We start from the raw sequence: 14,842 nt of genomic DNA on the forward strand, positions 1-14,842 counted from the left end.
ACCCCTAAAAACATCAATACCCCGAGGGGCAAAGATCCAGGTTTTATCGGGCCTTTTTGCTTGACAGAACCCCGTAAATTTCAGCTATTCTTCTGCCCCCCGAAAGGGGGCTTTCTGTCTGGCGAAGACAGCTAACTCCTTGGAACCGAACGAAATGGACGATTGATGAAGTTCGGCAAGCGTCAAGCGGAAGAAATTCAACAGCAATCACTCGGTTTATTTTTTTACTTTTGAATGGAACGGTCTCGCGCCGTTCGTCGACGGAGGCAACCATGCTGCAAGCCTACAGAGCGCACGTTGAGGAACGCAAAGCCCAGGGGGTTCCCCCCCTGCCGCTGGACGCCAAGCAAACCGCCGATTTGGTCGAGTTGCTGAAGAATCCTCCAGCAGGTGAGGAGGCGTTCCTGCTCCACCTGTTGCGTGACCGCATCCCCCCTGGGGTCGACGAGGCATCCTACGTGAAGGCCGCCTTCCTGGCTGACGTAGCCAAAGGGGCGGTGTCCTGCCCTCTGGTGAGCCGTAAAGAGGCGACCTTCCTGCTCGGCACCATGATGGGCGGCTACAACGTCGACCCCTTGATCGGGCTGGTCGACGACGCTGAGGTTGGTGAAGAGGCGATTACCGCCCTCTCGACGACCTTGCTGGTTTACGACTCTTTCAACAGTGTGGCCGAAAAATTCAAGGTCGGTAGCGCGGGCGCCGCGAAGGTGCTTCAGTCTTGGGCCGCCGCCGAGTGGTTCACTACCCGCGCCCCTTTGGCCGAAGAGATCACCGTCACCGTTTTTAAGGTGCCCGGCGAGACCAACACCGACGATCTCTCCCCCGCCTCCCAGGCCTTCACCCGCCCCGACATCCCGGTCCATGCCTTGAGTATGTTGATGGCCAAGATGCCGGGCGCCATCGAGACCATCGCCGAGCTCAAGGCCAAAGGTCATCCGGTCGCCTATGTGGGTGACGTGGTTGGCACCGGCTCTTCCCGTAAGTCGGCCGCCAACTCGGTGTTGTGGCACACTGGCGACGACATCCCCTTTGTTCCCAACAAGCGGGGCGGTGGCGTGGTATTGGGGGGGAAAATCGCCCCGATCTTCTTCAATACCGCCGAAGACTCTGGCGCGCTGCCCATCGAGTGCGACGTGGGCAGCCTTGAGATGGGCGACGTCATCACCATCAACACCGCCAAGGGGGCGATCACCAAGAACGGCGCTGTGGTCTCCACCTTCACCCTGGCCCCCGAGACCATCATGGACGAGGTTCGCGCCGGTGGTCGGATTCCCCTGATCATCGGTCGCGGTTTGACCGCCAAGGCCCGCGAGCTTCTCGGTATGAGTCCCATCGAGCTGTTCGTCAAACCGAGCGATCCGGTCGACACCGGCAAGGGTTACACCCTGGCCCAGAAGATGGTCGGCAAGGCCTGCGGCGTGACCGGGGTTCGTCCCGGCGCCTACTGCGAGCCCGCCATGACCACCGTGGGATCGCAGGACACCACCGGCCCCATGACCCGCGACGAGATCAAAGAGCTGGCCTGCCTGGGCTTCTCGGCCGATCTGGTGATGCAGTCGTTCTGTCATACCGCCGCATATCCCAAGCCGGTCGATATCAAGATGCACCACTCGCTGCCCGGCTTCATCAGCACCCGTGGCGGCGTGGCCCTGCGGGTCGGTGATGGGGTGATCCATTCCTGGCTCAACCGCCTGTGCCTGCCCGACACCGTCGGCACCGGCGGCGACTCCCACACTCGCTTCCCCATTGGGATCTCTTTCCCGGCGGGCTCTGGTTTGGTCGCCTTTGCCGCCGCCACCGGCGCCATGCCCCTGAACATGCCCGAGTCGATTTTGGTGCGTTTCAAGGGTGCGTTGCAGCCCGGCATCACCCTGCGCGATCTGGTTAACGCCATCCCCTACGCCGCCATCCAGAAGGGGCTGCTGACCGTCGAGAAAAAGGGCAAGAAAAACGCCTTCAGCGGTCGGATTCTTGAGATTGAAGGTTTGCCCGATTTGAAGGTGGAGCAGGCCTTCGAACTCTCAGATGCCTCGGCCGAGCGTTCCGCCGCCGCCTGCACCGTGCGGCTGAACAAAGAGCCGGTGATCGAGTACTTGGAATCGAACATCGTTCTGCTCGAAAACATGATTAAGCGCGGCTATTCCGATGCCCGCACCATCCAGCGCCGCATCGACAAGATGAAGGCCTGGTTGGCCGATCCTCAACTGCTCGAACCCGATGCCGACGCCGAGTATGCCGAGATCATCGAGATCGATCTCGATCGGATCAAAGAGCCGATTGTCGCCTGCCCGAACGATCCCGACGACGTCAAGTTGCTCTCCGAGGTGGCGGGCGCTGCGGTGCAAGAGGTCTTCGTCGGTTCCTGCATGACCAACATCGGCCACTTCCGCGCTTTGGCCCGCGTCCTCGATAAACAAGGTCAGGTCAAGGCCCGCACCTGGGTCGTTCCGCCTACTCGCATGGACGAACACCAACTGCGCGAGGAGGGGGTCTACGCGATCCTCGGTGTCGCCGGTGCCCGGATGGAGGTCCCTGGCTGCTCGCTGTGCATGGGCAACCAGGCCCGTGTGGCCGACAACACCACCGTTTTCTCGACCTCGACCCGGAACTTCGACAATCGCTTGGGCGACGGAGCGCAGGTCTTCCTGGGGTCGGCAGAGTTGGCGGCGGTCTGCGCCCTGCTCGGTAAGCTCCCCACGGTTGAGGAATACCAAGCCGTCGTGAAGGACCGGATCGCTCCGGCCGAGAACGACATCTACAAGTACTTGAACTTCCATAAGATCCCCAACTTTGCCAACGACATCGGGATTCCGGTGAACGTGGCCTAAGCGGATACACCCACCACCCCACCTGATTGAGGTGGGGTGGTGGGTGTCTGCTGATTCGGCGGCCCGTGTGGATTTTTCTAACGCGGACCGCCCTGTGAGCAGACGAACGATGCCGATCGATTGATGGGCTGGCGAAGGTGGCCGGCCGGAAAGCGGAGAATGAACCGGATGCGTAAAAAGATAACGGTCGTTGGGGCCGGACATGTGGGGGCGACCATCGCTTTGATGGGCGCTCAAAAAGAGCTGGGTGATTTTGTCCTGATCGACGTGGCCGAGGGGATGCCCCAAGGCAAGGCGCTCGATTTGATGGAGGCAACCCCTGTTCTGGGGATCGATGTGGCCGTGACCGGCAGCAACGATTACGCCGCGATGGCGGGATCCGACGTTGTGGTCATCACCGCCGGGATCGCCCGCAAGCCCGGCATGAGCCGCGACGACCTGCTCAAGACCAACCTGCAGATCATTAAATCGGTCTGCGAACAGGTGGTGATCCAGGCCCCCGACGCGGTAGTCATCGTGGTCACCAACCCCTTGGATGCCATGGTCTACGCCGCCCAAAAGGTGACCGGCTTCCCACCGGAGCGGGTTATCGGCATGGCCGGGATCCTCGACACCGCCCGCATGCGCTACTTCATCGCCGAAGCGGTGGGGGCGAGTGTGAAGGATGTGGACGCGGTGGTGCTGGGCGGCCATGGCGACCAGATGGTGCCGGTGATGTCGAGCTCGACCGTGGGCGGGGTTCCCGTCGCCGAGATGATGTCGGCCGAAACAATCGAGCAGATCGTCGACCGCACCCGCCACGGCGGCGCCGAGATCGTCGCCCTGCTCAAGACCGGCTCGGCCTACTACGCCCCGGCTGCTTCGACCGTCGACATGGTTGAGGCTGTGGTCCGCGATCAAAACCGCATCCTGCCCTGCGCCGCCTTCCTCAAGGGGGAGTTCGGCATCGACGGTATCTACATGGGTGTGCCGGTGCAGTTGGGACGCAGCGGCGCGGTTCGGGTGCGCGAGATCCCCTTGAACGAGGGCGATCAAAAGGCGCTGAGCGATTCCGAGGCCCATGTGCGGGCTTTGATCGCCAACATCGACGCCATGGGCGTGTTGTAAGGGGGCGTCATGAGTCAGATTCGCGAAGTCAGCGTCAGTGAAATCGGCGATGCCATCCGCACGATGGCCGTCGAGGCCAACCGCATTATGGCCCCCGACATGCGTGCCTCTCTAAGCGCCGCAGCCGCCAACGAAGAGAGCCCGGTCGGGGTCACCATCCTCCACCAAATCCTGCAAAACGCCGATATTGCCGCCGCCGAGTCGATGCCGACCTGCCAGGACACCGGCGCTGCGGTCGTTTTTCTCGACATTGGTCAGGATGTGCATCTGGTGGGGGGCAACCTGCACGATGCGGTCAACGCCGCCGTGCGCCAGGGGTACGAAGAGGGGTATCTGCGCAAATCGATGTGCGACCCCTTCACCCGGGCCAACACCGGCGACAACACCCCCGCGTTGATTCACGAGCACATTGTCCCCGGCAATCAGGTCAAGATCACCTTCACCGCCAAGGGGGGCGGATCTGAAAACGCCTCCCAGCTCAAGATGTTCCCCCCCTCAGCCGGGCGCCAAGGGGTGGTCGATTTTGTGGTGAAGGTGGTGGAGCAGGCCGGACCCAACGCCTGCCCCCCTTTGGTGGTCGGGGTTGGGATCGGCGGCTCGTTTGACGTCAGTGCGGGGCTGGCCAAAAAGGCGATCCTGCGCGATGCCGGAACCCCCAATGCCGACCCGGCCATTGCTGATCTTGAGCAGGAGATCCTGGCCAAAATCAACGATTTGGGGATCGGCCCTGCCGGCTTAGGGGGGCGCACAACGGCGCTGGCAGTGCAGGTGGAGTACCATCCCTGCCACATCGCCTCCCTCCCGGTGGCGGTGAACATTCAGTGCCACGCCAATCGCCATCGGGAGGTGACTATCTAATGTCTCGTACCGTGAATCTCACCACCCCCTTGACCGCCGAAAAGGTCAAGGATCTGCGCGCTGGCGATCAAGTACTGCTGACCGGCACCCTTTACACCGCCCGCGACGCCGCCCACAAACGGCTGGTCGACACCCTTGATCGCGGTGAAGCGCTCCCCTTCGATCCCACCGATTCGATCATCTACTACGTCGGCCCCAGCCCGACCCCCCCTGGCAAAGTGATCGGTTCGGCCGGTCCCACCACCTCGTATCGCATGGATCCCTATGCGGTGCGGATGATGGAGGCGGGGGTGCGCGGCATGATCGGCAAGGGGTACCGTGCCCCCGAAGTACGCGAGGCGATGCAGAAGCTCGGGGCGGTCTACATGATCGCCGTAGGGGGCGCCGCAGCGCTCAACGCCCGGGCCATTGTTGCCAACGAGACCATCGCTTACCCCGAGCTCGGCCCCGAGGCGGTGCGCAAGCTTGAGGTGAAAGAGATGCCCCTGATCGTGGTCAACGACGCCTTTGGCGGCGATTTGTACGCCACCGGGCAGTCGCAGTACCGGCGGGTCGGCTGGCGATGAGCGGCGGCAAGGTCGACATCCTTTTCGAGGGGCAGCGCTTCTCGGTCGACGACCACTTGACCATCCTGCAAGCGCTGGAATCGGTCGGGTATCGCTTCGTTAAAGGGGTGGGCTGCCGGGGCGGGGTCTGCGGCGCCTGCGCGGTTTTCTATCGCATCGACGGCGATCACACCCTGAAGACCGGGTTGTCGTGCCAGTCGCTGGTGGAGCAGGGGATGATGCTGATGCAGCTGCCCTATTTCCCCCAGAAGAAGGTGTGCCACACCCTTGAGGTTCCGGCGGGGGAGCGTCCCGAGGAGCACGTCGTTCACCTCTACCCCGAGGTCAACCGCTGCATCATGTGCGGCGAATGTTCCCGCATCTGCCCCATGGACATCGACGTCATGGGTTATGTCGGAATGATCAAGCGGGGCGATCTGGAGGCCTGCGCCGAGGAGTCGTTCGATTGCATCCAGTGCGGCATCTGTGTTTCCCGCTGTCCGGCCCAGATCAGCCAGCCCAACGCCGCCCTTGCAGCCCGGCGCTACTACGGCAGCTATCGCATGGCGAGGGCCGAACACTTGGCCAAACGGGTCGCGCAAATCGATTCGGGTCGTTACACCAAAGATTTTAAAAAGTTGGTCGCCATGAGCCAGGATGAGCTCAAGAACCTCTACAACCGCCGCGAGCGCGAGCCCGATCTGGCCGCGCCGGGGACGTGGTTGCCCGAAGACCGCAGCAGGTTGTGAGGTTGCGTTATTTCGACGTCCATCGGAGTTTGATTTGAACTATACCCCTGACATGAAAGCGTCGATGGAACGCGTTCGCGCCAGCCGCGCCGAGCGGCTGGCCCGCGCCCGCCAGGGGGACCATGTTCCCGCCCTGTCGCTGGTCGACCGCGGCATCCTGTTGCGCGAGTTTCACCCCGACTACCGAGACGATGCCCGCCGCGAGGTCAAGGTCGGCCCCAACGCTGGCGATCAGCTTCCCAACGAGGTGGTTTCCCTCCTTCATGCCGGACCCCGTATCGACATCAATGAGGCCCAGGCTTGGCTTGAATCCCCCGAGGTCGAGACCGACGTCTTGATTCTGGGTGGTGGTGGCGCCGGGGCGGCAGCGGCAATTGCGGCGGGACGGGGCGGTGCCAAGGTGGTGCTGGCGACCAAACTGCGCTTCGGCGATTCCAACACCGTGATGGCAGAGGGGGGGATTCAGGTCGCCGATCAAGAGGCCGATTCCCCCATCGATCACTTCCTCGACATCATGGGTGGTGGCCATTTCACCAACGTTCCCGAGTTGGTCGAGGCGCTGGTCAGCGACGGCCCCAAGGTGCTGGCCTGGCTGGAGCAGGCCGGGATGCTGCTCGACAAATACCCCACCGGGCGGATGAAAGCCCGTCACGGCGGCGGCACCTCCCGCAAACGGCTGCACTCGGCGGGCGACATGACCGGCCTGGAGCTGATGCGGGTGGTCAAGGACGAGGCGCTGGCGCTGGGGGATCGGCTGCGGGTGCTGGAATACTGTCCGGCGGTCGAACTGCTCACCGACGAGGCGGGGCAGTGCTGCGGCGCGGTGATGGTGAACCTGGCCACTGGCCACCGCTTTGTCGTCAAGGCGCGTGCCGTCATCTTGGCCACTGGCGGCTTTGGGCGGCTGCACATCCAGGGTTTCCCCACCTCCAATCACTACGGCGCCACCGCCGACGGGTTGGTCATGGCCTACCGGGCCGGGGCCAAGCTGACCCATCTGCGCTATGCCCAATACCACCCCACCGGCATCGCCTTTCCCGGTCAGTCGGTCGGGTTGTTGGTGACTGAAAAGGTGCGCGGTTTGGGGGCGCAGATCGTCAACATCGAGGGCAAGGAGTTCGTCTTCGCCCTGGAGCCCCGCGACGTCACCACGGCGGCGTTGATTCGAGAGTGTGCGGGGGGCGGCGGCGTGACCACCCCCGGTGGGCAGGTTGGAGTCTGGCTCGACAGCCCCATCATCGACCTGATCCACGGCGAGGGGACGATCCGCAAGGAGCTGCCGGGCAAATATCTTGAATTCATGCGCCACGGCATCGACATCACCAAAGATCCCATCCTGGTTTACCCGACCCTGCATTACCAAAACGGGGGTCTGACCATCGATCCCCAGGGGGCGACCACGGTGGCGGGGCTGTATGCCTGCGGCGAGGTCACCGGCGGAATCCACGGCGACAACCGGCTGATGGGCAATGCGCTGCTCGAAATCATGGTTTACGGCCAGCGGGCCGGGGCGGCGGCGGCCCGCTATGTGGTTTCGCACGCGTCGGGCAAGCCCGGTTTGGGTCACTTGGCCGCCTACCTTGAGGGACTCAAGAGCAATCAGGCGGCGGAAGGGCGATTGGCCCCCATGCTGCTGCCCGATTACCGGCCTGGCCCCTTGGCGGTCGACGATTTGCCGGGGACGGCGCTGCCCTGTTGATTTTGGGTTGGAAGAGGGGAGTGGTGGATGCGCTGCGCTTATCCACCCTACTCATCACAGGGTGTAGGGTGGATAAGCGCAGCGCATCCACCAACAAGCACACCAACGGTTTTCATCATCCTTTTGGATTTTTCTTTTCACTTCATCACGAGCGGGGCAGGTTCATGAACATCCATGAGTATCAGGCCAAAGCGGTTCTGGCCGAGTACGGGGTTCGGGTTCCCAGGGGCTATCCGGCATTCAGCGTGACCGACGCGGTCAACGCCGCAGAACGTCTTGGCGGTCCAGTCTGGGTTGTGAAGGCCCAAATTCATGCCGGCGGTCGCGGCAAGGCGGGGGGCGTGAAGGTCGTCAAGTCGACCGAAGCGGTCGCCGAAACCGCCGAGAAGCTGCTGGGCGCCACCCTGGTGACCCACCAGACCGGCCCCGAGGGCAAGTTGGTGCAGCGCCTTTACGTGGAGGAGGGGGCCGACATCGCCCGCGAGCTCTACCTGGGCGCCGTGCTCGACCGTGCGACCTCGTCGGTGGTTTTCATGGCCTCGACCGAGGGTGGGATGGAGATCGAAGAGGTCGCCGAGCATACCCCCGAGAAGATCCTGCGCGAGGTGGTCGATCCCGCCATCGGGTTGCAGGGGTTTCAATGCCGCAACCTCGCCTTCGCCCTCGGGCTTGAGGGCAAGCAAATCAACAACTTCACCAAGTTGATGCTGGGGCTCTACAAGGCGTTTGTTGAAAAAGATGCCGCCCTGGTCGAAATCAACCCGCTGATCGTTACCGGCTCGGGCGAGATCATTGCTTTAGATGCCAAGATGAACTTCGACGACAACGCCCTGTACCGCCACGCCGACATCGAAGGGCTGCGCGATCTGTCTGAAGAAGACCCCAAAGAGACCGCCGCCAAGCAACACGACCTGAACTACGTGGCGCTGGACGGCAACATCGGCTGCATGGTCAACGGCGCCGGTTTGGCCATGGCGACCATGGACATCATTCAGCTTTACGGGGCTGCCCCCGCCAACTTTCTTGATGTTGGTGGCGGCGCCACCGCCGAGCGGGTGGCCGAGGCGTTTAAAATCATCCTCTCCGACCCCAAGGTCGAAGGGATTTTGGTCAACATCTTTGGCGGGATTATGCGCTGCGACGTCATCGCCACCGGCGTGATCGCCGCCGCCCGCGAGGTCAATATTCAGGTGCCCCTGGTGGTGCGCCTGGAGGGGACCAACGTGGCGCTGGGCAAGAAGATGATGGCCGAGTCGGGTCTGGCGATCATCGCCGCCGACGATCTGAACGATGCCGCCCAGAAGGTTGTTGCGGCGGTGAAGGGGGTGCAGGCATGAGCGTCCTGATCGATAGCAACACCCGGGTGATCTGCCAGGGTTTCACCGGTGCCAACGGCACCTTCCACTCCGAGCAAGCCATCGCCTACGGCACCAAGATGGTCGGCGGCGTCACCCCCGGCAAGGGGGGCACCACCCACCTGGGTTTGCCGGTTTTCGACACCGTGGCCGACGCTGTTGCCGCCGTGCAGCCCGATGCCACCGTGATCTACGTGCCGCCTCCGTTTGCCGCCGACGCGATCATCGAAGCGGCCGCCTGCGGCATCAAAATCATCGTTTGCATCACCGAGGGGATCCCGGTCCTCGACATGGTCAAGGTCAAGCGTTACCTGCAAGGCAAGGATGTGCGCCTGATCGGTCCCAACTGCCCCGGCATCATCACCCCCGGCCAATGCAAGATCGGCATCATGCCCGGTCACATTCACATGGCGGGCAAGATCGGAGTGGTCTCCCGCTCCGGCACCCTGACCTACGAGGCGGTTAAGCAGACCACCGACGCGGGGCTCGGTCAGTCGACCTGCATCGGCATCGGCGGCGATCCGGTCAACGGCACCAACTTCATCGACGCCCTCAAGCTCTTTCAAGAAGACCCCCAGACCGAGGGGATCATCATGATCGGCGAGATCGGCGGCACCGCAGAAGAAGAGGCGGCCGAGTTCATCAAGCAGCATGTGACCAAACCGGTGGTGTCGTTCATCGCCGGTGCCACCGCCCCCCCCGGCCGCCGTATGGGCCACGCCGGGGCGATCATCTCCGGCGGTAAAGGGACCGCCGAAGAGAAGTTCAAAGCCCTTGAGGCCGCTGGCTGCTTCATCGCCAAAAGCCCCGCCGACCTGGGTAAAACCATGGTCAAGGCGATGGGGCTGTAATCGTTCTTTGTTCCTTTCTACTCACTTTTATCTTTAGGAGGTGCATGTAATGGCACTGGATCTCACCATCAAATTCGCAGGTGAGGGCGGCGAGGGGGTGATCTCCTCCGGCGACTTCCTGATGCAGGCGGCAACCCGCGCCGGCTTCGATGTGGTCACCTTCAAGTCCTTCCCCTCGGAGATCAAAGGCGGCTACGCCATGAGCCAGGTCCGTATTTCGGATCAGAAGCTCATCTCCCAGGGCGACGGCTTCGACATTGTTGTGGTCTTCAACGGCGAGGCCTTCGAGGTCAACCGCTCCCTGATGAAACCGGGCACCGTGGTGGTCTACGACGGTCCCGAGGGTTCCGATTTCGAGGCCGATACCGATGCCGAAGGGGTCACCTTCTATGCGGTTCCCGCCTCGAAGCTGGCCAAGGACCCCGAGGGTCTGGCCAACTACGTGGTGAAGAACATGGTGCTCATGGGCTCCTTGATCGAGCTCTTCGGCGTGCCCGAGTCCACCATTCGCTCTTCGATCCACGACAAGTTCATCCGCAAGGGCGAGGCGGTGGTCGATCTGAACTACCGCGCCATCGAGGCCGGTAAGAACTGGATCAAAACGAACTACCCCACCAAGAGCCATGACGCCGAGCTGAGCTTCCCCGAAGCCCGCGAAGGCAAGGATGTCATCATCCTGACCGGCAACCAGGCCTGTGCCGTCGGCGGCACCCTAGCAGGGGCTAAGTTCTACGGCGCCTACCCGATCACCCCCGCCACCAGCGTCGGCGATTACTCAGCCTACAACATGCTCAAGACCAACGGGTATGTGTATCAAACCGAGGACGAAATCGCCGCCATCGCCACCGTGATCGGCGCCTCGTTTGCCGGTGTGAAGTCGTTCACCGCCACCTCGGGCCCCGGCATTGCCCTGATGCAAGAACTTCTGGGTCTGGCCTACATGTCGGAGATCCCCCTGGTGGTGATCGACGTGATGCGCGGTGGCCCCTCGACCGGCATGCCCACCAAACACGACCAGTCCGATCTGTACGCGGTCGCCCTGGGCGGCCATGGCGACAACATGCGTCCTGTTTTGGCTGCTGCCAACGTCAGCGACTGCGTCTACTTGACCATCGACGCCTTCAACCTGGCCGAAAAATACCAGACCCCCGTCTTCATGCTCAGCGATGCCTCTTTGTCGTTGCAGGCCGAGGCGATCCCGACCCCTGACGTGGCCGCCATTAAGGCCGGTTTGATCGACCGCGAGGTCGCCACCGGAGGCGAGGGCTTCAAGCGTTACCTCAACACCGAATCGGGCATCTCCCCCATGGGGATTCCCGGCATCGAGGGGGCCAGCTACGCCGCCACCGGTCTGGAGCACTCCGAGGATTCAGGTCCCCGGACCAACCCCGAGACCCGTGTCGCCATGACCGACAAGCGTTGGCGCAAGTTGGCCGGTTTTGCCGCCGATTATGAGTCGATGCGTCCCACCGAGCGGATCGGCGAGGCGGGCGACGAGATCGGCATCATCGCCTGGGGCATGACCCAAGCGATTGCCAAAGAGGCAGTGCTCCGCCTGCGGGCCAAGGGTAAGAAGGTCTCCCTGCTCTGCCCCAAACTGCTTTGGCCCGTCAACGTCGAGGTCATCGAAGCCTTCGCCAATTCGGTTGGCAAGGTGGTGATCCCAGAGGCCAACGTGCAGGGGCAATACGCCAGCCTTCTCAAGATGCAAACCAGCATCAAGCCTGTGCAGATCAACATCTACCGGGGCGAACCCTTCATCCCCGCCGAGATCGAATCCGCCATCGAAGAGCTGTTGGGCTGATCCACATCTGACTCAATGCCCCACACGGGGCTTTGCATAGAAGGAGAATCGACATGGCACTGCCTGTTGCGAAGGTTTTTGTCGAAGAGGCCCTCAAGGCCAAAGACTACCGCTCGAACATCGAGCCCACCTGGTGCCCCGGCTGCGGCGACTTCGGCGTTGTGGCCGGTCTTGCCAAGGCCTACGCCGGCCAGAAGTTCAATCCCTCCTCGGTGATGACCATCTCCGGGATCGGCTGCTCCTCCCGCTTGCCCCTGTGGATGAACTCCTATGGCGTTCACTCCTGCCACGGTCGTGCGATTCCCGTCGCGGTCGGTGCCAAGATCGCCCGTCCCGACTTGCCCGTTACCGTCACCATCGGCGACGGCGACTGCTGGTCCATCGGTGGCGGCCACATCCCTAGCGCGGCCCGGAAGAACATCGATCTTTCGGTCTTCGTCATGGACAACAACACCTACGCCCTGACCAAGAACCAGACCTCCCCGACCTCGCGTCAGGGTCTGCCTGGCAGCTTGCAACCTTACGGCAACATCGACGAGCCGATGAACGTGCTCGAGATGATTATCACCATGGGCGCCACCTTCGTGGCTCAGACCTACTCCGGCAACCCGAAACATATGTCGGCGGTGATGGAAAAAGCCTTGGCCCATAAGGGTTTTGCCTACATCAACATCATTTCGCCCTGCCCGACCTACAACAAGGTCGACACCTTCCAGTACTACCGTCCCAAGCAGGCCGACATCAACGAGGCGGGCCACACCGAGCTGACCAACCGCGCCAAGGCCCTGGAGCTGGCCGGTCAGGCGCTCAACCACATCAAGGATCCCGAGGCCAACGTGCCCATCGGGATCTTCTACCAGGTCGAAAAGCCAACGATCCACGACAAGATCAAGGCGCTGCAAGAGAAGTACAAAGGCGACGACAACGCCGACCTGCTCAAACTGCTGGATCAGTACCGTCCTTGATTCTGCCGCTGTCGCAAAAAAAAGGGGCTCCCTCGGGAGCCCCTTTTTTTGTATTTGCTGCAGCTGGAGGTCGGTCAACTCGCCTTGGGCAGAACCGGCTTGGGGGTTGTCGGCCGCCGGGGGGGACGGACTTGGCGGTTGAGGTAGTCGAGGATGATCGGCCCCAGCTTGATTCCCTGCTCGATCAGGCCGTGGTTGCCGAACATGACGTTGAATTCCAGGAAGTAGGGGTGGCCGCCGACCAGCGCAAGATCGAATCCGGCGTGGTTGATCTTCAGCTTTTTGGCCACTTTGGCGACCAATGTCAGTGCTTGGGGGGGGATCCCCTCAAAACTCAGCGCTCCCCCCTGCGCCACGTTGTTCTTGAATCCACCTTCTGCCCCGATGCGCCAATAAGCGGTCACCACCCGGTCGCCAACCCAGACGACCCGCAGGTCGCGGTCGATGGGGAGATGCTCCTGCACGTAGAGGATCGAATGGTCGGCAATGTACGCACGCAATTGCGCACGGTTCTCGATCAAAAAGACCCCTTGCCCCATCGAGCTGCGCGCCGCCTTGGCAACGAAGGGGAAGGAGAGCTCCTCTAGGATGCGCTCTTGGGCCAGCTCGGTACCGGGGAGGATCAGGGTCTGGGGGACGTGGGGGGCGGCGACCGACTGCAACGCCCGGGTCATTTCGATCTTGTCGTGTCCCATCAGGTAGGTGGCATGGCTGGGGAAGACCCTTTTGCGCCAGCCATAAACCAGAAAGTTGACCTGCCAGTATTCGGGGAAAAGGAGCCAATCGGCCGCCTGGACCTCGTCCCGATGGGCGAAAACCGCCTCCGGTTTCAGGTAGGTGACGCCAGGAATGCCGAGGCTGCGGAAGGGGTCGAACGAAACGAGCTTCATCGAGGGGCTCGCACGCTCCAAATTCTTATAGGAGAGGTGGTCGGATCGACCGGAGGAGGCGGGATTGTGGCGACGCGGCGGTGGCCCCGCAAGGGGGGACGATTACGGCGCCACCTGACCGATCTCATCCCCCTGCGCGGGGCGGTAACCCAAGTAGGTACAGCCCGCTTCGGGATCGAAAAACAGGCTCAAATGGCCCGGCTCGAAGCCGGTGCGACCCGATTGGTAGGGGGCGGTATGCCAGGCGATGGGGGGGGTGACGAGCTCCCCCTCGGGGCAGCCGTTGATGTCGAAGCGAATCAAGAAATCGCCGGGGAGCAGATCGCGCAGTGCCCAGACCATCACTGAGCCGTCCTCGAACCGCTCCACCACCGCCTCGACCCCAAAATGGGCCCCGTTGATCGCCTCGGTGGGCTCGGCGCGGACGATCCATTCGGGGACCGGATCGTCGATTTCGAAGATCAATCGTTCGTAAGACATGGTGTTCTCGGGAGGTAGGAGCGATGGGGGGACAAGTGTACCTCGGGGGGAATAACCGGGCACAACTCCGATTTTCCGGAACTTTCTTGAGGGTATGGGGTTGAGCAGGGGGGCAAGCAACCCCAACTTTTTTTCCCCCAAATAGGAGTCTCCGTGGACAACCCGTTTTTGATGATGGGCGCAGTGGTGTTCGGTTCAATTGGTATGGGTTATTTCATCTACGGCAAGAAGCAGCAGCGCTGGGGCACCCTGGTTTCGGGCATCGCTCTGATGGCCTACCCCTATTTCGTGGCCAGCGTTTGGCTGCAATTGCTGATCGGGGCGCTCCTGGTGGCGGCCCCCATGATGTTGAAGGTCTAGGAAGCGCCGATCTATTCAGCGCTTCCGAGCAAAATTAGGAACGTAAGTAGGAGGCGACCTAAGTCGCCGAAGCTCTTCTGATTTTGCACGCGAAGCAAAAACTACGTTGCCTCAAGGCGACTACTTTTGGTTTTTGCGCAGTGTGCCGATTCAGCGCAGGAGGCCTTTCATCAGCGTTTCCCTAAGGGGGCGCCGATTGATGCAGTGCTTCCTTGCGATCCACGGATGGGGCGCCAAAACCAAGAAAGAAAATGTCTGGTTTTGAAAGCGAGCAAAAGCCGCGGTTTTATGATGTTTCAAGAAGCTTTATCGAACTGCGGGGGGCAACAACAGCAGGGGGGCGGGGGGATC

At 62.1% G+C, this 14,842-nt stretch carries 13 protein-coding genes; 11 read left to right on the plus strand and 2 right to left on the minus strand.

The genetic code is table 11. From position 1 onward, the window contains the following. The first annotated feature begins 272 nt into the window (after positions 1-272). The 10 genes from AUJ55_05995 (at position 273) to AUJ55_06040 (ending at position 12,761) form a co-directional block, all read left to right on the plus strand. Positions 273-2,828, plus strand: a complete 2,556-nt coding sequence (locus AUJ55_05995) for a bifunctional aconitate hydratase 2/2-methylisocitrate dehydratase (GenBank protein ID OIO57805.1) — start codon at positions 273-275, stop codon at positions 2,826-2,828. A gap of 159 nt (positions 2,829-2,987) precedes the next feature. Continuing rightward, positions 2,988-3,935, plus strand: coding sequence for a malate dehydrogenase (locus tag AUJ55_06000; GenBank protein ID OIO57806.1), 948 nt, complete (start codon positions 2,988-2,990; stop codon positions 3,933-3,935). Between the two features lie 18 nt (positions 3,936-3,953). Continuing rightward, positions 3,954-4,793, plus strand: a complete 840-nt coding sequence (locus AUJ55_06005) for a fumarate hydratase (GenBank protein OIO57816.1) — start codon at positions 3,954-3,956, stop codon at positions 4,791-4,793. Next, complete coding sequence (locus AUJ55_06010; GenBank protein OIO57807.1) at positions 4,793-5,359, plus strand: fumarate hydratase; 567 nt, start codon at positions 4,793-4,795, stop codon at positions 5,357-5,359. The genes AUJ55_06005 and AUJ55_06010 overlap by 1 nt, the downstream gene beginning before the upstream one ends. After that, entirely contained in the window at positions 5,356-6,087 is a 732-nt protein-coding gene (locus tag AUJ55_06015) for a hypothetical protein (GenBank protein ID OIO57808.1), read from the plus strand. The genes AUJ55_06010 and AUJ55_06015 overlap by 4 nt, the downstream gene beginning before the upstream one ends. Before the next feature lie 52 nt (positions 6,088-6,139). Beyond that, positions 6,140-7,786 (plus strand): succinate dehydrogenase/fumarate reductase flavoprotein subunit, encoded by a 1,647-nt coding sequence (locus AUJ55_06020; GenBank protein OIO57809.1) that lies wholly within the window; start codon positions 6,140-6,142, stop codon positions 7,784-7,786. Positions 7,787-7,950: 164 nt separating this feature from the next. Continuing rightward, complete coding sequence (locus AUJ55_06025; GenBank protein ID OIO57817.1) at positions 7,951-9,123, plus strand: succinate--CoA ligase subunit beta; 1,173 nt, start codon at positions 7,951-7,953, stop codon at positions 9,121-9,123. Then, positions 9,120-9,992 carry a succinate--CoA ligase subunit alpha gene (locus AUJ55_06030; protein OIO57810.1) on the plus strand — a complete coding sequence of 291 codons (873 nt, stop codon included), beginning with the start codon at positions 9,120-9,122 and terminating at the stop codon, positions 9,990-9,992. The genes AUJ55_06025 and AUJ55_06030 overlap by 4 nt, the downstream gene beginning before the upstream one ends. Before the next feature lie 49 nt (positions 9,993-10,041). Continuing rightward, positions 10,042-11,796: a pyruvate ferredoxin oxidoreductase gene (locus AUJ55_06035; GenBank protein OIO57811.1), complete on the plus strand. Its 1,755-nt coding sequence runs from the start codon at positions 10,042-10,044 to the stop codon at positions 11,794-11,796. Positions 11,797-11,849: 53 nt separating this feature from the next. Beyond that, complete coding sequence (locus AUJ55_06040; GenBank protein ID OIO57812.1) at positions 11,850-12,761, plus strand: 2-oxoacid ferredoxin oxidoreductase; 912 nt, start codon at positions 11,850-11,852, stop codon at positions 12,759-12,761. 74 nt (positions 12,762-12,835) lie between these two features. Here the strand turns inward: AUJ55_06040 and AUJ55_06045 are convergent, their stop codons facing one another. Both AUJ55_06045 and AUJ55_06050 read right to left on the minus strand, forming a co-directional pair. Further along, positions 12,836-13,651, minus strand: a complete 816-nt coding sequence (locus tag AUJ55_06045; GenBank protein ID OIO57813.1) for an alpha-L-glutamate ligase — start codon at positions 13,649-13,651, stop codon at positions 12,836-12,838. A 102-nt stretch (positions 13,652-13,753) separates the two neighbouring features. After that, on the minus strand, positions 13,754-14,131 hold the full coding sequence (locus tag AUJ55_06050; protein ID OIO57814.1) for a hypothetical protein: 378 nt from the start codon (positions 14,129-14,131) through the stop codon (positions 13,754-13,756). A gap of 171 nt (positions 14,132-14,302) precedes the next feature. Here AUJ55_06050 and AUJ55_06055 point away from each other — a divergent pair, with 171 nt between their 5' ends. After that, positions 14,303-14,491, plus strand: coding sequence for an amino acid transport protein (locus AUJ55_06055; GenBank protein ID OIO57818.1), 189 nt, complete (start codon positions 14,303-14,305; stop codon positions 14,489-14,491). Positions 14,492-14,842: the final 351 nt, after the last annotated feature.

This window comes from Proteobacteria bacterium CG1_02_64_396 (assembly GCA_001872725.1).
In the GTDB taxonomy this organism is placed as follows: Bacteria; Pseudomonadota; MNWR01; order CG1-02-64-396; family CG1-02-64-396; genus CG1-02-64-396.